Source organism: Acinetobacter sp. 479375 (assembly GCF_000581715.1).
Lineage (GTDB): Bacteria > Pseudomonadota > Gammaproteobacteria > Pseudomonadales > Moraxellaceae > Acinetobacter > Acinetobacter ursingii.
Genome location: NZ_JEZN01000014.1, coordinates 23,332 through 41,646, shown reverse-complemented (window position 1 = coordinate 41,646; position 18,315 = coordinate 23,332). Strand labels below are relative to the sequence as shown.

The 18,315-nt window shown below is 42.4% G+C and carries 18 protein-coding genes; 7 read left to right on the top strand and 11 right to left on the bottom strand.

The window, feature by feature from the left end; genetic code table 11:
- Positions 1–15: 15 nt before the first annotated feature.
- Positions 16–1,446, top strand: coding sequence for a sigma-54-dependent transcriptional regulator (locus J500_RS11795; protein ID WP_004995357.1), 1,431 nt, complete (start codon positions 16–18; stop codon positions 1,444–1,446).
- A gap of 21 nt (positions 1,447–1,467) precedes the next feature.
- On the opposite strand, the gene J500_RS11790 is transcribed toward J500_RS11795, so the two are convergent.
- The 4 genes from J500_RS11790 to lptF form a co-directional block, all read right to left on the bottom strand.
- Entirely contained in the window at positions 1,468–2,646 is a 1,179-nt protein-coding gene (locus J500_RS11790; protein ID WP_004995358.1) for a S41 family peptidase, read from the bottom strand.
- Between the two features lie 11 nt (positions 2,647–2,657).
- Positions 2,658–4,208, bottom strand: a complete 1,551-nt coding sequence (gpmI, locus tag J500_RS11785; protein WP_004995359.1) for a 2,3-bisphosphoglycerate-independent phosphoglycerate mutase — start codon at positions 4,206–4,208, stop codon at positions 2,658–2,660.
- Positions 4,209–4,339: 131 nt separating this feature from the next.
- Complete coding sequence (lptG, locus tag J500_RS11780; protein ID WP_004995360.1) at positions 4,340–5,410, bottom strand: LPS export ABC transporter permease LptG; 1,071 nt, start codon at positions 5,408–5,410, stop codon at positions 4,340–4,342.
- Positions 5,410–6,513: an LPS export ABC transporter permease LptF gene (lptF, locus tag J500_RS11775; protein ID WP_004995361.1), complete on the bottom strand. Its 1,104-nt coding sequence runs from the start codon at positions 6,511–6,513 to the stop codon at positions 5,410–5,412. Before lptF ends, lptG begins: the two co-directional genes overlap by 1 nt.
- Positions 6,514–6,672: 159 nt before the next feature.
- Between lptF and J500_RS11770 the strand changes: the two genes are divergently transcribed.
- The 4 genes from J500_RS11770 (at position 6,673) to J500_RS17145 (ending at position 9,518) form a co-directional block, all read left to right on the top strand.
- Complete coding sequence (locus J500_RS11770) at positions 6,673–8,121, top strand: leucyl aminopeptidase (protein ID WP_004995363.1); 1,449 nt, start codon at positions 6,673–6,675, stop codon at positions 8,119–8,121.
- Entirely contained in the window at positions 8,114–8,521 is a 408-nt protein-coding gene (locus J500_RS11765) for a DNA polymerase III subunit chi (protein ID WP_004995368.1), read from the top strand. Before J500_RS11770 ends, J500_RS11765 begins: the two co-directional genes overlap by 8 nt.
- Before the next feature lie 29 nt (positions 8,522–8,550).
- Positions 8,551–9,162, top strand: coding sequence for a hypothetical protein (locus tag J500_RS11760; protein ID WP_004995369.1), 612 nt, complete (start codon positions 8,551–8,553; stop codon positions 9,160–9,162).
- Between the two features lie 137 nt (positions 9,163–9,299).
- Positions 9,300–9,518: a hypothetical protein gene (locus J500_RS17145; RefSeq protein WP_004995372.1), complete on the top strand. Its 219-nt coding sequence runs from the start codon at positions 9,300–9,302 to the stop codon at positions 9,516–9,518.
- Between the two features lie 50 nt (positions 9,519–9,568).
- Here J500_RS17145 and J500_RS11755 read toward each other — a convergent pair whose 3' ends face one another.
- The 6 genes from J500_RS11755 to glnK form a co-directional block, all read right to left on the bottom strand.
- The gene (locus J500_RS11755) at positions 9,569–10,231 is read right to left on the bottom strand and encodes a riboflavin synthase (protein WP_004995373.1); all 663 of its coding nucleotides are present in this window, start codon (positions 10,229–10,231) and stop codon (positions 9,569–9,571) included.
- Between the two features lie 39 nt (positions 10,232–10,270).
- The gene (locus J500_RS11750; RefSeq protein WP_004995375.1) at positions 10,271–11,563 is read right to left on the bottom strand and encodes a DNA adenine methylase; all 1,293 of its coding nucleotides are present in this window, start codon (positions 11,561–11,563) and stop codon (positions 10,271–10,273) included.
- A complete protein-coding gene (gene ribD, locus J500_RS11745) occupies positions 11,560–12,660 on the bottom strand; it encodes a bifunctional diaminohydroxyphosphoribosylaminopyrimidine deaminase/5-amino-6-(5-phosphoribosylamino)uracil reductase RibD (protein WP_034699768.1) in 1,101 nt (366 codons plus the stop codon). Before ribD ends, J500_RS11750 begins: the two co-directional genes overlap by 4 nt.
- Positions 12,653–13,120 (bottom strand): transcriptional regulator NrdR, encoded by a 468-nt coding sequence (gene nrdR, locus J500_RS11740; RefSeq protein ID WP_004995378.1) that lies wholly within the window; start codon positions 13,118–13,120, stop codon positions 12,653–12,655. Before nrdR ends, ribD begins: the two co-directional genes overlap by 8 nt.
- A gap of 116 nt (positions 13,121–13,236) precedes the next feature.
- A complete protein-coding gene (locus J500_RS11735; protein WP_005001773.1) occupies positions 13,237–14,640 on the bottom strand; it encodes an ammonium transporter in 1,404 nt (467 codons plus the stop codon).
- 62 nt (positions 14,641–14,702) lie between these two features.
- Positions 14,703–15,041 carry a P-II family nitrogen regulator gene (gene glnK, locus J500_RS11730; protein ID WP_004656379.1) on the bottom strand — a complete coding sequence of 113 codons (339 nt, stop codon included), beginning with the start codon at positions 15,039–15,041 and terminating at the stop codon, positions 14,703–14,705.
- 275 nt (positions 15,042–15,316) lie between these two features.
- On the opposite strand from glnK, the gene J500_RS11725 reads away from it, so the two are divergent.
- A complete protein-coding gene (locus J500_RS11725) occupies positions 15,317–15,544 on the top strand; it encodes an accessory factor UbiK family protein (RefSeq protein WP_005001770.1) in 228 nt (75 codons plus the stop codon).
- Between the two features lie 68 nt (positions 15,545–15,612).
- Complete coding sequence (locus J500_RS11720) at positions 15,613–17,097, top strand: YifB family Mg chelatase-like AAA ATPase (RefSeq protein ID WP_005001768.1); 1,485 nt, start codon at positions 15,613–15,615, stop codon at positions 17,095–17,097.
- A 51-nt stretch (positions 17,098–17,148) separates the two neighbouring features.
- Here the strand turns inward: J500_RS11720 and J500_RS11715 are convergent, their stop codons facing one another.
- Positions 17,149–17,961, bottom strand: a complete 813-nt coding sequence (locus J500_RS11715; RefSeq protein WP_010588817.1) for a TorF family putative porin — start codon at positions 17,959–17,961, stop codon at positions 17,149–17,151.
- Between the last annotated feature and the right edge of the window lie 354 nt (positions 17,962–18,315).

Here is an 18,315-nt window from a genome sequence, read left to right as displayed (position 1 = left end):
AGGTTTCATGGGGTTATGGTGAATAAACAACCGCTGGTTTTACTGGTTGATGATGAAGAAGATCTCTGTGCGTTAATGCAAATGACGCTGGCACGTATGGGGATAGCAACACATTGTGCTTATCGTATTGCGCAGGCGAAAGAACTTCTGCAAAACAATAATTATGATGCCTGTTTGACTGATTTAAATCTGCCTGATGGCAATGGGCTAGATCTAGTGCATTATGTTACACAGCATTGGAGTCACTTGCCGATCGCAGTATTAACCGCCTATGGCAACATGGATATTGCAATTGCAGCACTTAAAGCAGGTGCTTTTGATTTTGTCAGTAAGCCTGTCAACCAAATCCATTTAGAACAATTATTACAAAAAGCTTTTAATCGACCACAAAAGCAGATCATCAATGATGAAGATAGTCTGGAAAACAGACTACTCATTGGCCGTTCTGCACCAATCCAGCAACTACGCACCACGCTTAAGAAAATTGCACGCTCACAAGCACCCGTCTTTGTCACAGGAGAATCTGGCACAGGCAAGGAAGTGATCGCCAATCTGGTGCACCGTTTAAGTAATCGCAGCGAAGGCCCATTTATTGCCATTAACTGTGGCGCAATTCCCAGTGAACTTTTAGAGAGTGAGCTATTCGGTCACAAGAAAGGAAGTTTTAGCGGTGCAACTCAAGACAAGCAAGGTCTGATCTTATCGGCACATGGCGGTAGTTTATTTCTGGATGAAATCGCCGAATTACCTTTGAATATGCAAGTTAAACTGTTACGGGCTGTACAAGAGAAAAAAGTTCGTCCAGTGGGTTCTGAACACGAAATTGATGTGGATTTTCGCGTCATTAGTGCCAGTCATCAGGATCTTGAAACATTGGTACAACAAGGTAAATTCCGTCAGGATTTATTTTTCCGTATTCATGTGATGGATCTTGAACTTCCTCCATTACGTGAACGTGGACAGGACATTTTACTCCTAGCCCATCATTTTATTCAAAAAGTGTGTGCTGAATGGGAAATTCCAGTCAAGATTTTGTCTGAACGCGCTCAGGCTTTTTTATTAGAACAATATTTCCCCGGTAATGTTCGTGAATTACGTAATATGATGGAACGCGCCATTACTTTAAGTGATGACCATCAAATTGATTTACCTCACTTACAAACCGCGCCTTTTCGTTATAGCCAAGCAACGGCACCGATTCAACATCATTCTGATTATCTTTCTAGCGCAAATTCAAATCACTCAGTGCCTACGACATTGGCAGGCAACAAACTGCCACATGAAGGGCTAGAACAATATTTAGAAAACGTTGAAAAAGAGATTCTCTTAAATGCACTCAATTTGACGCATTGGAATCGTACTTTGGCGGCCAAAAAACTAGGCATGACTTTTCGATCTTTGCGCTATCGCCTGAAAAAATTTGGGTTAGATACTGAAGAGATTTAAATTACTTTTTTATGCAGATGATTATTTTTGCTTGAGCAAAACCTCAGCGACATTATCCAGATAATTTTCATCACGCATTTCATTTGGTAAAGGATACAGAATATTCGGCTGTATGCCTTTACCATCAATCATTGAGCCATTTGGCGTGTAATAATGCGACACCGTCATCTGTAAAGCTGCACCATCTGGCAATGGGAACAGTTTTTGTACAACGCCTTTACCATAGCTCTTTTCGCCAATCACCCAAGCACGTTTATGGTCTTTCATGGCAGCAGTAAATACTTCAGCCGCTGATGCCGAACGATGATTAATGAGGATCCCTAATTTTACTTTTTGAAATTCGCTGCTGGGTAGCGCCTGAAATTGTTGATTTCCTTCCGAACGACTTTTGGTCGAAACAATAACTCCCTGATTTAAAAATAAATCGGCAGTTTCAACGGCTGCTGAAAGCAAACCACCAGGATTATTACGCAAATCGATTAATACTGCTTTGAGTTTGGATATATCGTATTCTTCTAATAATCGTTTAATTTCGTTGGCAGTATCTTGCTGAAAAACTTTAACTTTTAAAACCAAAACCTGATTATGTAAGAGTACTGGCTGAATATCAGCTTCCATTTTTTTATTACGCACCAAGGTTTGAGGCGTATTCATCAATGAAGTTTGAATTTGTAAGGTCGAGCCAATTGATCCATATAAAAGTGCATGCACTTGTTCATGATTAAGATTTTGAATGATTTGGTCATCAATCTTAATCACTTTTTGACCATTTCTTAAACCTAATTTATAAGAATCTGAGCCTTCTTTTAGATCCCGAATCTGCCATTGTTTGGTGTGTTGTTCAAATACAAGCGCAAAATCAACCGATGCCAAATCGCCTTCGGTATATTGCATTAATTGTTTATAATCTTCCGCAGATAAATAGCGTGAATAACGATCCAGCCCACCTACTAAGCCTTTTATTGCTTGCTGAAATAAAACCTCATCAGGTTTGACATCGACATAGTTATCTTTGACGATGCCATAAATCTGAACAAATTGTTGAATAGAATCGACTGGAATTTCAACATAATGCTGTTCGGTATCTTCATCAAAGTCCAGCCCACTTGCTGCCTCAATTGGTGCTGCAAATGTTGAGACTGCGCTGCAACACATTAAAATGCCTGCAAAGATTGCACCCAATTTCATGTGTTGCGTCATTTAGTCACCTTTTATTCGTGGGTCAGGGTCAATAAGTTGCGTCCCTGCATGTCAGCAGGTACCGGAATATGCATCAAATGCAATAATGTAGGCGCTACATCAGCTAGAATCCCGCCCTCAGCAATCACAGCCTGAGTTGGTCCAACATAAATAAATGGAACTGCTTCAGTGGTATGTTGAGTATGCACCTGACCACTATGGTAATCCTGCATTTGTTCTACATTACCATGATCTGCTGTAATCAACATATGACCGTGGTTTGCCATGACCATTTCATAGACACGACCTAGACAGCGATCTACCGCTTCCACCGCTTTCACCGCGGCATCAAAAACGCCGGTATGCCCCACCATATCGCCATTGGCATAATTCACCACCAATAAATCATATTCACCTGAATTAATTGCATTCACTAATTCATCTGTGACTTCATACGCACTCATTTCAGGTTTTAAATCATAAGTCGCGACATTTGGAGATGGGATCAAAATGCGTTTTTCACCCGGATATTCATCTTCACGTCCGCCACTAAAGAAAAACGTTACATGAGCATACTTTTCAGTTTCAGCAATGCGCAATTGGGTTTTGCCTAAATCAGACAAATATTCCCCAATTGAGTTTTTCAAATCTTCTGGCATATACGCTACAGGCGCATCAATCGTCGCTTGATAGCGGGTTAGCATCACAAATTTAGATAATGCAGGAACAACTTTACGCTCAAATCCTGCGAAATCTTTTTCAACAAAGGCTCGTGTTAACTCACGCGCACGGTCTGCACGGAAGTTCATAAATACGATGCTATCACCATCTTCAACTTTGGCAAGCTCGCCAATCCGAGTGGCTTTGACAAACTCGTCACTCTCACCTGCCGCATAGGCTTGTTCTAAACCTTCAACAGCACTATTCACGACCCGAACGGCTTCACCTTCAGTGAGTAAACGATACGCTTGCTCAACCCGATCCCAGCGATTGTCACGATCCATTGCAAAATAACGACCAATCAGGGTGGCTATACGACCTTGATCTGGATATTGCGCAAAGACCTGATCTAGCTTTTCTAAAGATGGCTGCGCACTTTTTGGCGGCGTATCACGTCCATCCAAAAAGGCATGTAAATAGACTTGAGCACCACGTTTTAGCGCCAGCTCACACATGGCAACAATATGATCCTGATGCGAATGCACACCGCCTTCAGACAACAAACCGATAATATGCACTGCACCATTTGCGGCTTTGGCTTTTTCAACCGCATCAACCAGCACTTCATGTTCAAAAAAAGCGCCATCACGAATTTCTTTGGTAATACGGGTAAAGTCCTGATATAGAACACGACCTGCACCCAGATTCATATGTCCGACTTCCGAGTTACCCATTTGGCCGTCAGGTAAACCGACATCTTCACCAGAACCAGAAATTAAACCATGCGGATGCTTTTGTTTCATCATCGTAAGATTAGGGGTTTTTGCTGCCAAGAAAGCATTGTCTTCGACCGCTTCACGATGACCCACACCATCCATAATCACAAGAACGTGAGGGATTTTGCCAGCAGTTGCATCCGTCATGATTGATACTCTTTTTTGTCTACAATTTCGTCGCACTATATTACCGAATTTTAGTCCAAGACTCTATGCACAGATGATAACTTTACTCATTTAGCATGATTGATTCAGACGATCTGGTAGTCATTTGAACATTAACGCGCCCGATATAACAAATAACTGCCTGCCCCAAACATGAACAGAATTGGAATAAAAATAAACCATGCTGGAGATGGCGAATACACCAAACTGGCATAGCCTAAAAAGTCCTGTAAATAGAAAATACTTAAACCTACAAACAAGGCAATCACCAAACGAAAACCCATTGATTGTTGGCGTAATGGTCCAAAAATAAAGGAACAGGCAATCAGCGTCAGGGCAATCAATGAAAAAGGCGAGCCGACTTTTTTCCAAAATGCAAGCTGATAGGTTTTAGGAATCTGGCTATATTCATGCATATAGCGCATGAAACCGACTAACTCGCTTGGCGCCAACTCTTCAGGATCGAGTGTCACCATATGTACAAACTTAGGCTGCAAGGCTAAAGATAAATCTTTTGTTGGAATCGTCTGAAAGCTGGCATCACCATTGGGCAAAATATTAAGCTGGTGATTATTTTTTAAAACCCACTCACCGTCACGAATAAACTGACCTGTTTTCGCATTGATGACTGTATTTAAGCGATAGTCGTCATCAAAAGACGCGACCTGAATGCCATTTAGATTGCCCTTGGAATTGGCATAATCGATATAGTAAAAATGATTACCTTCTTTGGTCCAATAACCTCGCACTTCACCTAAAGCAGCGACAGTGCTTTGAGTTTTGACACCCTTTGCCTGTTCAGTGGTATATGGAATCACCCATTCACTAATACAAAATGACAAAATGACCAACAAAAATGCAGGACGCATCACCCAACCGACAATTCGCCAGAGACTGACGCCTGAACCGCGCATCACGATCAATTCACTGTTAGATGCCATAGAACCCAAGCCCAGCACGGCTCCAATCAAAGCCGCAATCGGGATCAGCTTGATGACATTATGGGGGGAATCCCACATCACATATTTAAAGGCATCCCACGCACCATAACCTTCTTTGAGTGAACCTAATTCGCCAATATAAGAAAACAAGATAAATAAGAACACCAGCACCAGAAGCGTTCCTAACATCATCAATGTGGTCGTCTTGGTCACGTATCTGGACAATATCTTTTGAGCTAACATTATGATGATCTCACTTGTTTAATCTTACGTTTGATCTTCGGTGCAAGGCTTTGTTTTCTGGCAAAGAGCAAGGCAGCAACAAAATAAGTCATTAATATCGCAGGATAAACCCAGATGCCAAATTCACCACGGCTAATCCGTGTTTGAGCCGCAATCAGCAACACGATCATACTGGCAAAAATCATCAATGCAGGAAACAGTTTCAGATAACGTCCCTGACGCGGAGTAACTTCTGATAAAGCCACCGCCAGTGCCAACGCAACAAACATTGAAAATGGTGCAAAAATACGCCATCCCAACTGACTGGCAATCACAGGATCATTTCGATTTTCCCAAAGTTTTGACATCTGTAAAGCCGAAACATCATTAGAATCATAAGTGGCTTCTTTATTATTTTCGATGCGAAAGCGCCAAGTCTGAAACTCGGCCTGTACATATTTGGCAGTGTCAGGATAAATCTCGTAACGCCGTCCTTGAGTCAGATCGACGACACTGGCCGTCTGATCGGCCATTTCGACACGCGTCGCTTCTTTAGCAACAACCAATTGATCAGGTTTGCCTACTTTTTCCGCTTTAATATAAACAAAGATATCTTTTAAGTTTTTTCGATCTTCTGATAATGAACCTGCATAAATAGTATAGGGTCCAGAAGAGATAAATTCCTTAGGACGTACCAAATCGAAACCTGTTCGCAACGCTTGAGTCGATGACAACTCATTAAACTGGCGTAATCCCCACGGTGATACCCACATCATGAGTACCATTTCAACGATCACAAAAACCAAGGTCATCGGCAGCAATAAACGCGCAAGTTTGTGTTTACTGACTCCACTACTATTGAGTACCGCCATTTCATGTTCGACATATAAGCGACCAAACACCAGCATCAAGCCAATAAAGAAACTGAGCGGCAGTAATAAGATTAAAAACTCAGGTAAACGATAACCAATGATACTGAACAGGACACTGACATCCAGACGTCCCTGTGCGGCAACACCAAAATATTTGATCAGTCTTGCGCCTAGCACGATCAGCGTCAAAATACTGACCACCACCAGACTGGTTGACACGACTTGCTTGACGAGATAACGCCGAATAATCAAAGTGAATACTTCCAAAATGGACAAACGCAATACAGCATAGTTTACCCGAATGTTAAAAATATAAAACCTATCATGCGCTTGCCAATTGAAACTGATGTCAGGAAAGTGTTTCAATGGTAGGCATCAATGAACATATTTAAATAGGCATCCAGACCGCATATGAAATATACGATTAATTCCACATTGCCACAAAACTCATCTGCTGAATCGTTGCTGATTCTGGTCGATAACAACAAGCTTGAAAGCATTGAAAAAACATATCAAATCAATGAATTAAAAAAATTATTTGAACAAGTACATTATAAAGCCAGTTTCAATGAAAGCTTGCCTCTTATCGGAAAATTAGCCACTATTCCTAATGTCACTTTATTGGGTTTAGGGGATGCTGCCGATATTAAAGCCGCAAAAATAGCGAAACTGGCGCAGAGCATCATTAAAGCCACACAAACCAAATTCAAACAAATTCATATCGATCTTTCAGCATTTCCTGCTGATTTGCATTATCTCTTTGCTTTAAGCCTGTCACAAGCGGCTTATGGTTTTGATGAGTTTAAATCGAAAAAGAATGAGTTTATTCTTGAAACCATCAACTTGATCAGTACCAATAGCAGTTTAAATTCCGACCAGTTGCAACTGATTGAAGCCTTACAATCTGGCCAAGCCCTTGCGCGTGATTTGGGTAACCGACCAGGCAATATTTGCTTCCCAGAATATCTGGCAGATCAAGCCAAAGCCCTTGCCAGTGAGTTTCCAGATTTACTCAAAGTCACGGTACTGGATGAACAGCAAATGGCGGATTTGGGCATGAATGCCTTTCTTGCAGTCAGCAAAGGTTCTGCGCGTCCGGGACGTGTGATCACTCTCGAGTACAATGCTAAACTCGATCAGGCTCCCGTGGTCTTGGTTGGTAAAGGCGTGACCTTTGATACAGGCGGGATTTCGATCAAACCTGCACAAACCATGGATGAGATGAAATTTGACATGTGTGGTGCTGCGTCAGTATTGGGTACGATTCGAAGCTTATGCGAAGCACGTTTACCGATTCATGTGGTCGGCGCGATTGCTGCGGCAGAAAATATGCCCTCTGCACAAGCGACTCGTCCGGGCGATATTGTGACGACTATGAGTGGACAAACTGTAGAAATCTTAAATACCGATGCCGAAGGTCGTTTGGTGCTGTGCGATACGCTTACCTATATTCAGCGTTTTAACCCAGCACTGGTCATTGATATTGCCACGTTAACAGGCGCTTGTGTGGTGGCATTGGGCAAAGTATTAAGTGGTTTATTCTCTCCTGATGATGAATTGGCGAATGAACTCTTACAAGCAGGCGAACAGTCCTTTGACCGCGTTTGGCGTATGCCTGTGAGTGATGACTATCAGGAATTACTCGATTCACCATTTGCTGATATCGCCAATATTGGCGGGCCTTATGGGGGTGCAATTACCGCAGCCTGCTTCCTACAGCGTTTTACCCGAGACTATCGTTGGGCACACCTGGATGTCGCAGGCACGGCTTGGCTATCTGGTCCAAACAAAGGCGCGACCGGTCGCCCTGTACCACTTTTAGTCCAGTTCTTGGTAAATCGCGTTAAAGCGCATGGCTAATATCAGCTTTTATTTATTTGAAACCAGTCAGGAACGGCAAGTCGATAGTGCTTGCCGTTTATGCCGTAAGTTATTGAAAAAACATCCTAAGATTTGGTGGTATTGTCCAGATCAAACTTTACAGGGTGAATTAGATGAGGCTTTGTGGTCATTTGATCCGCAAAGCTTTATTGCGCATGGGATTGATCAAGTTCATGCACCTGTTTGTATTTCCGCGCAATTACCCGATCAATCTGACTGGTTTGTGTTTAATTTTAACAATCAGGCACTTGAACAAATTGAGCAGTTTGGTCACATTATTGAGATTATTGAAAATAATGAAGCTGCCAAACAGCTTGGGCGAGAAAAATTTAAATTTTATCGTCGCTTAGGGGTCGAACCCCGCACCTTTAAACTGTAAAAGTCTATTAAAATGTAAGGAGATGGCGAGTGGCACTCAATGTCGGTCAGGATTTTAAAAAACGTTGGTTAAACGCGCCAGAAACGGTTCGTCAAACCTATCAGGATGATCTTGCCCGAATTTGTGATTTATTACTGCCACAGACGGTCATTGAAACATGGACAACGCAAGACCAAAAATCACAACAGATCTCTTTGGATAAAATTGATCAAGCCTACGCTGATTTAAAAGCAGAATTGATTGAACAAGCGCGTATTCGTAAACAGCAAGCACTTGAACAATCGCTTGCAGAAAAACGCGAACAACAAGCTCAATATGCAGCGTCATTACAAGCCGATGAAGCACATAAGTTTCAACAACAAACTCATGAGTTAATGGCTTTACGTCGACATATTCAGCAAGAGACTGAAACTCAGACCGCTCGTTATCATCAAAACCCAGATCAAGTCGCGATTGATTATTCTCATGCTCGCCATCAGATATCGGATGATCAAATTCAGTCTGAACTGGAAAGCTTACGTTTACGGCTGGAACTTGAAGCAGATAGCTTGATTGAGCAGGCAGTGACCGTATTTAGAGCCAAACTGCATACCGCAGCGCAAGAAGAAATCGAATACATCCTAAAAAACTCAAATTTTTAGAATCTATATTGAATTCAATTCTTTATTTTTTCCAGATTGTCATCAAACTGACACATCCTTGTCACATGATAGTCATATCGCGGTTGCGATTAATTTTATAATACTGTTAAACATTTGACCCATTTCTGGAAAAATTCATGAACATACTTAGCAATATCTCCGCACAGATTGCCCAGTTAACCACAGGCGAGACTTGGACTTTATCTGCTCAGGATTTATACATGAGTCGCGACGATTTCAGCTCTCTTTCCATTTTCCTGAAACAGGAATCACAAAATGGTACATTTTCCGTCGCGATACCAGAAACCCTTAAATCGTGGTTAGGTTCAACGTCATTAACTGTCACCAAACACTAATAAAAATGCCCAGTTTAAAAACTGGGCACATTTTAATCTTCAACAACGTTTTATTTTAAGAAACCATTTTCAGCCAAAAAAGCCATACTAATATCAGCAGATTGTTGACCTTGCTCTGCGGCTTTATCGCCTAGTAGAAGACGCTCAATATAACGCGCCAACACATCTACTTCTAAGTTTACTTTTGCCCCAGTTTTCCATGTAGAAATATTGGTGCGTTCAGCCGTATGCGGAATCAGATTCAAACTTAAAATATTGCCCCGTAAATGATTAATGGTCAGGCTAATGCCATCCACGGTGATTGAACCTTTTTCTGCCAAATATTTGGCAATTTCAGCAGGAGCTGTGACTTCATAATAAATCGAACGGGCATCTTCGCGCACCAATGTAATTTCACCCACCGCATCGACATGACCGCTAACAATATGTCCACCAAAGCGTGTAGTCGGTAGCATCGCCTTTTCCACATTGACAGGCTGACCGACTCGCCATTGTCCAAGTGTCGTCCGATTAAGGCTTTCACGTGATACATCTGCGGCATACCAATCACTACCCCACTCGATTACAGTTAGACAGATCCCATTGGTCGCAATCGAATCTCCCAAATGCACATCGGACATATCTAGATCAGTTTGAATGCGTAAGCGCACATCACCACCTACGTTTTGCAGGCTTTCAACTTTGCCTAAACTTTCAATAATGCCTGTAAACATGCTGCTGCTCCAAATATTGATTCTGCATAAATGTGTTGCTTACCAAAGTGCAAGCTGGGTATTTGGCCCAGACGTATCAACCCCACCCAATTCTGCAAAGTGATACAGTTGACCTAAAAGCTGACGCAGCGGCGGCCCTGATTTGGCATGTGTATCGGTAATCACGATAAACTCAAGTACCCGAGCACGTTCAGACTGACGTTGCTTACTGACTCGATAACGTGGCACATCTTGTGTTAATAAGGTCACTTTGCCGCGTTTCAAATTGGCCGTGAGTAAATCTTTCGGATCGATATTCCCATCAGTCGAATAGCTGGTCAAAATATAACGTGCGTTAATCGTCGCCAGTAATTTTTCATAAGCATCTTTGGCATGTCTGGATGAGTTATAGGGACTTGGACGTTCTTTACGCCATGCCCGATCAATCCCGCTCTTGTAGCCCTTAGTATCGGGTGGCGGCAAATCTACTTGATCCCAAAGGGTTAAGGCATTCAAAACATGGTAATTACTACTGTAGGCGTGTTGATTGTAAGGTGGATCCAGATAAGCGACATCTACTTCAAAACCACTCATTTGATTGGCGAGATGCTGTGCATCGACACACCACATTTCAGCCGCAGGTCGCTTGCTATCACCAATTTCACAAAAACGGCTTGGGGTCAGCCAAAGCAAAGATTCAATCCGTTCTAATGCGGTCTGGGTTTTACCACCCCAGCCTTGATGGAAACTTTTAAAGACACCACTGGTATTGCTGACAAAACTGGCAGAATAGAGTAAAGGTGCCAACAATGCACTCATTTCTACATCATTAATCGCCCCCTGCGCTTGCCATGTCGCAATCTGCTGACGAATCGCATCAATCCGCATGCCATTACGACGTTTAAAAAACAAACGGTCGCGACTCGGATCATACACATCATCATTACGTGGACACAGATTATGCGTTACCCAGCCTTTGACTTCAGGCAAGCGATTCAAATAATCAATGGCTTTTTGATAACCACCTAACTCTTTAAATGCAGGCGCATCGACACAGGCCAATATCGCATGATTTAAGGCATGGCTATATGGTTCCCAGTCATTAGCAATGACACGATAACCGTTCTGTCGAGCCAGACGCGATACGACACCACTGCCTGCAAAAAAATCGGCAAAAATCGGGGGATTCTTCTTTTTACTGTTCAGCGTTCCCGTAATTTCCAGTGCTTCTAAAATCAGATGCAATAATCTGCGTTTGTTGCCTAAATATGGCACCAACTGGTGAAATAGATATTCATCTGTGGTTCGTGCCGCATGACGGCGTTTATGATAAACCGAAGCCTCTGAATTCATACTGTCTCTTGAATCGGAATAAGTCTTAAGCGGATGTCCTGACCAATTTGCGTCACATCAAACAGCTTAAATCGAAGTTGCTCTGACATTTTGTGCAAATCAGCGCTAAACATGGCACGTGCCGATTGCCCCAATAATGTGGGAGCAATATAGCTGATCATTTCATCGACCAGTTTTTCCTGTAAAAATGCCGTCGCTAAAGTCGTTCCTGCCTCCACCATCACATCATACAAATGATATTCTTTGGACAAGGTCGCAAGAAGTTCGCGTAGGGATTGAACAGGCAATTGTAGCACACCTAAATCTGCAAGTTCCTGACGAAATGGCCCCATCACCATTAAGCTTTCAGGTGCATGTAGAATTTTAGCCGTTAAGGGTAAGCGCCCCTGCCGATCCAAGATTAAACGTTTGGGTTGAACAATGGCAGAGATATCCTCGACATCCGCAAGTACTCGTACATTGAGCTGGCAATCATCTGCAAGTACAGTTTGTATGCCCGTGATCACTACCGCTGAGCGTGCCCGCCAATATTGTACATCCAGACGCGCATCTACACCTGTAATCCATTTGGATTCACCTGATGCCATTGCGGTTCGCCCATCTAAACTCGAAGCGACTTTCAGGCGGACATAGGGCAACCCTCCCGCCATGACTTTTAAAAAACCACGATTAAGTTCAATGGCATCCTGCTCAAGCACTCCCACCTGTGTGGTAATCCCTGCATTGTTTAATATTTTTTGACCTTTGCCCGCGACTAAGGGATTTGGATCAAGTGTTGCAATCACCACGCGGGCGACTTTGGCACGGACTAGCGCTTCGGCACAGGGAGGTGTTCGACCAAAATGTGCACAAGGCTCCAGAGTCACATAAGCAGTTGCGCCTTCAGCACGATCACTCGCTTCACGTAAGGCAAAGACTTCGGCATGAGAACCACCAACAGGTGCCGTCGCGCCACGACCAATCATCTGATCATCTTTGACAATGACGCAACCTACAGCAGGATTTGGACGGGTTCGATAAAGTGCCGTTTTCGCCTCAGCCAATGCTTGCGCCATCCAGTAATGATCGAGATGTTCTGGGGGATTTAGCTTATTCATGCTCTTGTTCACGTTGCTGCATTTGTTCAATTTGACGACGGAATGCTTCGACATCCTGAAAGTCCTGATAGACAGAAGCGAAACGGACATACGCGACATGATCCAGTGCAAACAATGCCTGCATCACAACCTCGCCAATCTTACGAGACTTAACATCACGCTCACCCAAACGTCTGATTTGCAATTGAATATCACTCAAAACCGTTTCAATTTGCTCTTGGGTAACAGGACGTTTTTGCAGAGCATGCATCAGTGAACGGCGTAATTTAGCCTCGTCAAAAGGCTCGTTTTTGCCGTTTGATTTAATCACACGAGGCATCACGACTTCATAACTTTCAAAAGTTGTAAAGCGTTCACCACAATGGAGACATTCACGTCTGCGACGAATTTGACAGCCTTCAGCAGCAAGACGTGAATCGATGACTTTACTGTCTGCGGCGTTGCAGAAAGGACAATGCATAGCAGCTCAAAATGAATTCATTCTTAGAGCTAGTGTAGCAAAGATTGGACAAAGACTAAATCATCTCTCTATAAACAAAAAAACAGCCACGAGGGCTGTTTTTAATTTAATTCTAATTACTCGATACGTTCGCCATGTTGGCTTAAATCCAGACCCATACGTTCATCATCAGCCGACACACGGATACCAATGATTAGATCGATCACTTTTAGAATAATAAAGGTCATTACACCACTATAAATGATGGTCGCAAGAACACCTTCAAGCTGTACCCATAACTGACCAGCAAAGGTTGGAGCAAGAGTAACACCCGCTGCTTTAATAATTTCATCGCTATAGAATACGCCAGTTAAAATTGCACCGACGATACCACCAACTGCATGTAAACCAAATGCATCCAAGGCATCATCCGCTTTTAACATGCGTTTCAATGCAGTAATCCCCCAGAAGCAGACTACACCACCGATCAGACCCATGATCAACGCACCACCTACACCGACAAAACCAGCCGCAGGAGTAATCACAACCAGACCAGCAACCGCACCAGATGCACCACCTAATACAGAGGCTTTACCACGAATGATTCGTTCTACCACAAGCCATGAGAAAGCAGCAGCGGCAGCAGCAACTTGAGTCACCAGGATTGCCATACTTGCACGTGCGCCTGCACCTAATGCACTACCACCATTAAAGCCGAACCAACCTACCCAGATCAAACTTGCACCGATCACAGTCAGTGTCAAATTGTGCGGAGCCATAGATTCTTTGCCTAAGCCAATACGCTTACCGAGCATATAAGCAGCCACCAAACCGGCCACACCTGAGTTAATATGAACCACCGTACCACCAGCAAAGTCTAAAGCGCCTGCTTTAAATAACCAGCCATCCGTTGCCCATACCCAGTGAGTAATTGGGGTATAAACCACCAGAACCCAAACTGCAATAAACAACATAAATGCTGAATACTTCATACGATCTGCGATTGAACCACTAATAATGGCAACCGTAATAATCGCAAAAGTCATCTGGAAAATTACAAACAGTGTTTCTGGAATCGTACCGCTTAAAGCATCGAAAGCCACACCATTTAACATGGCTTTGGACAAGTCACCAAAATAAGCCCCTGTTCCAGAGAAAGCCAGTGAATAACCTGCAATCACCCAGATTAAGCTCACAAGAATGGCAGCTGAAAGACTGAACATCATGGTGCTTAGTACGTTTTTCTTACGCACCATACCGCCGTAGAACAATGCCAAGCCAGGAATGGTCATGAGTAAAACCAATGCTGTCGAGATCAGGATCCAAGAGGTATCGCCTGTATCAAGTTTTGGCGTCGCAGCAGCTGGAGCCACGGGTTCTGCTGGAGCAACGACAGTGGCGGTTGCAGCAGGAGCTTCTGTTGTCACAACAGTGGTCGTTTGTTCTGTTGGTGTAGGTGTTGATGCAGCTTCTTCAGCCCACGCAGCCGAACCACCTAAAAGCGCACTGGATAAACCAAGTGCCAAGAGCATTTTTTTCATTTGTATCCCCCAACCTAAAATTTTGTGAGTTATGCCGTATTCAGCAAACTTTGTGCCAACACTTAAACAGCGTCTGGACCAGTTTCGCCTGTACGAATACGGATCACTTGTTCCAGATTTGTCACAAAGATTTTTCCGTCACCAATTTTTCCTGTGCTAGCAACACGTGTAATTGATTCGATGACCGCATCGACCATTTCATCGCTAATCGCAATTTCAATTTTGACTTTAGGAAGAAAGTCAACGACATACTCTGCACCACGATACAGTTCAGTATGACCTTTTTGACGACCAAAACCTTTCACTTCAGTGACAGTAATCCCCTGAACACCAATTTCAGAAAGTGCTTCACGCACATCGTCCAATTTAAATGGTTTTACAATAGCAGTTACGAGCTTCATGTTTGTTTTCCTTCGGCTTATTTCACCAGTAAGGTTTTATGTTCAATTTTCATGCCAATATTTCTTAGGTTGAGGGAATCAGAAATGATCAGCGTGATTTTGTCTTTATAACCTATTTGCGCTACAAGATGTAGCATCTCCCTTTAATTTAAACATTTTTCTACTTTGTTTTGCAGTTTAGCTATAAAAATAGGTTGATTAATCGGAGAGCACTAGGGTCAATATAAAAGCAGTGGTAAACTGCACGCGGATCATATTATTTACGCGGATATCTCATGATTGAAACACTATTACAGGCGATACTTGAACAAGTCGACCAACCAAAAAAAGACCTTGAAAATAATTTAAGAGCTTTGCTCAATGAAGCTGTAGAGAAACTGGATTTAGTTTCAAAACAAGAAATTGACCGTCAACGTATTGCACTTCAACACGCCAATCAGCGCCTTAGCCAATTACAGGAACAAATGAATATTTTAGAGAGCATCATTCAAAACAAAAAATAAGCACCAACTCAGTGCATAAACATTTGAAAACGATTAAAAATAAAGCACCATAATGGAACAATATCAAAATGTCTTTTGCAAAGATTTTAACTCGCGGGGTATTAGGGTTACATGCTCCTTTAATTGAGGTCGAAGTTCATTTAAGTCAGGGGCTTCCCTCACTCACGATCGTTGGGCTAGCAGAAGCAGCGGTACGTGAAAGTAAGGATCGAGTACGCTCTGCGATTATTAACAGTGGTTTTCAGTTTCCAACCAAACGCCTGACCATTAATCTGGCACCAGCGGATCTGCCGAAAGATGGATCCCGTCTTGATCTCGCCATTGCTTTAGGGATTCTGATTGCCTCTGGACAATTGCCTGAAGCCTGTACAGATGGATTTGAATTTATTGGAGAATTGGCTTTGGATGGGCATTTAAGACCCGTCACCAGCGCTCTAAGCATAGCGATGGCGTGTCAACAAGCGCAACGTCAGCTTTTTATTCCTAAGGCGAATCTTGAACAGGTGGAACAGCTTTCTGAATTTCAACTTTATTCAGCCAACCACTTAAAACAGGTCTGTGAACATTTTCTGGGAGTACAGCCTATTCCTGCTCATATCACTCAAAATAACAATCATACTCAAGCTTATAAATATGATCTGATTGATGTAAAAGGACAATTACGGCCACGTCGTGCACTTGAAATTGCCGCAGCTGGAGGACACTCTTTATTATTTAAGGGGCCACCGGGTACTGGTAAAACTTTGTTAGCTTCGCGTCTACCTAGCATTTTGCCGCCGTTATCAACACAGGAAAATCTTGAAGTCGCCAGTATCTACTCGATTGCCAATAATCAGCATCATTTTGGTTTACGTCCTTTTCGAGCACCGCATCACACGGCTTCTGCGATTGCATTGGTAGGTGGAGGCTCACATCCTAAACCCGGAGAAATTACACTGGCTCATTTAGGCGTTTTATTTTTAGATGAGTTACCAGAATTTGATCGCAAAGTGCTTGAAGTATTACGACAACCACTTGAATCTAAAGAAATCGTGATTTCACGTGCATCTCGACAAATTACCTTTCCTGCTAATTTTCAGTTGATTGCAGCAATGAATCCATGTCCATGTGGCTATGCATTTAATCAGGATAGTCGCTGCCAGTGTTCGCCTGAATCAATTCAACGTTATCAAAATCGAATTTCAGGACCTTTGCTGGATCGAATCGATTTACATATTGATGTTCCTCCATTACAAGCCAATGAATTGCAAAATAATGTACCTGTAGAAGATTCTATGACTGTACGTAAACGTGTGATGAGTGCTTATGACTCTCAAATTCAGCGTCAACAAAAAGCAAATTTTGCACTTTCACCCCAAGAATTAGAACAATATGCGGTACTGGATGCGCATGCTGAAAAAATGATGGAAGTTGCGCAACAACGTATGAATTTATCGGCGCGCTCTTATCATCGTATTTTACGTGTTGCACGTACTATTGCAGATTTATCACACAGTCCTAATATTGAAATTACACATTTATCAGAAGCGTTGTCATATCGACAAAAGATTTGATTTACATAAAAAAATGCCTCAACAACGAGGCATTTTTTTGATTTAGATCAATTAAAAAGTTTTAGATAAGGTGAGTACTGCACCTAAATCATATGGTTTTTTACCTGCATCGGTCATACCCGATGTACTAATGTCAGTGCCTACACCAGCAAGTTCAGCCGTAACGCCTAAAATGCTGTATTGCACACCAAATTTATAATCTAGATAGCTATCATCTTCGCCCGGCCCACCTGCAACCACACTTAAAGAATCTTTATCTTTCAACTTGTTATATCCAATAGATGCAATACCAGTAAATCCTGTATCTGCAATTGGAGCACTATAACCTAAATTAAAATACCAGAAATCATCAGTACGCCCCCAGTAATCAGGTGAATAGTTAACGCCTACTGTAACGCTATCGCCTTTTAACAGAGCTTCTGGGAAAATTAACTTCGCATAAACTTCTGTGAAATTCAAACCCGATTTACCATTGTATGGATTGACGGCATTGGTTTTTGAACCAACATAACCATAATAGGTTACGCCCACGTCATAGGTCGCGCTATAGTTTGGATTAAATGCAATTTTGTTAGAATAACCTAAAGTTGCATCAGTCTCAGCAGATACCCCATGTATATTAAAGTCTACACTCGAACCCCATAGTGCCAGATAAGCACCTGATTCATGATTCAAGGTAAAGCCGCCCTGAATTGCTGGATTATTTGAACTTTGAGTCACACCACGGAAACGATAGTCTGTAGTTGCAGCCACACTACCCGCAACAGAAAAACCTGCGACAGATGGTTTATCTTCAGCCATTGCAGCCGTTGAACCTGCGACCAATACGCCTAATGCAACCGCTTTACATGCAAATTTTTTCATTCTGATCTCCCCCATGATCGGATCACTCCGACGGATATTGTGTTTTAAATTGCATCGATTTAGATTTAGCAAATGCTATGCCAACTTTTAGACAGCTCATCTCTTTTATTAAATTAACGCTGCAAAAAGAGCGAAAATTTTGAAGTTCAAGCTATCGACTTTAACCCCTCCAAAATTTGCTTTAAGCACTGCTACAATCGAGATGTAGTGTGAAAAATTAGACTGTAAAATTTCCATTCGTTTTAATACGACTGTCATCATTTTTGTATAAAGGCTTTAATAACGTTAAAACATGTCATTCATGATGAATCAAGTTCAGCCAACTATGTAACAAAAAATGTGAGATAGCGCAGT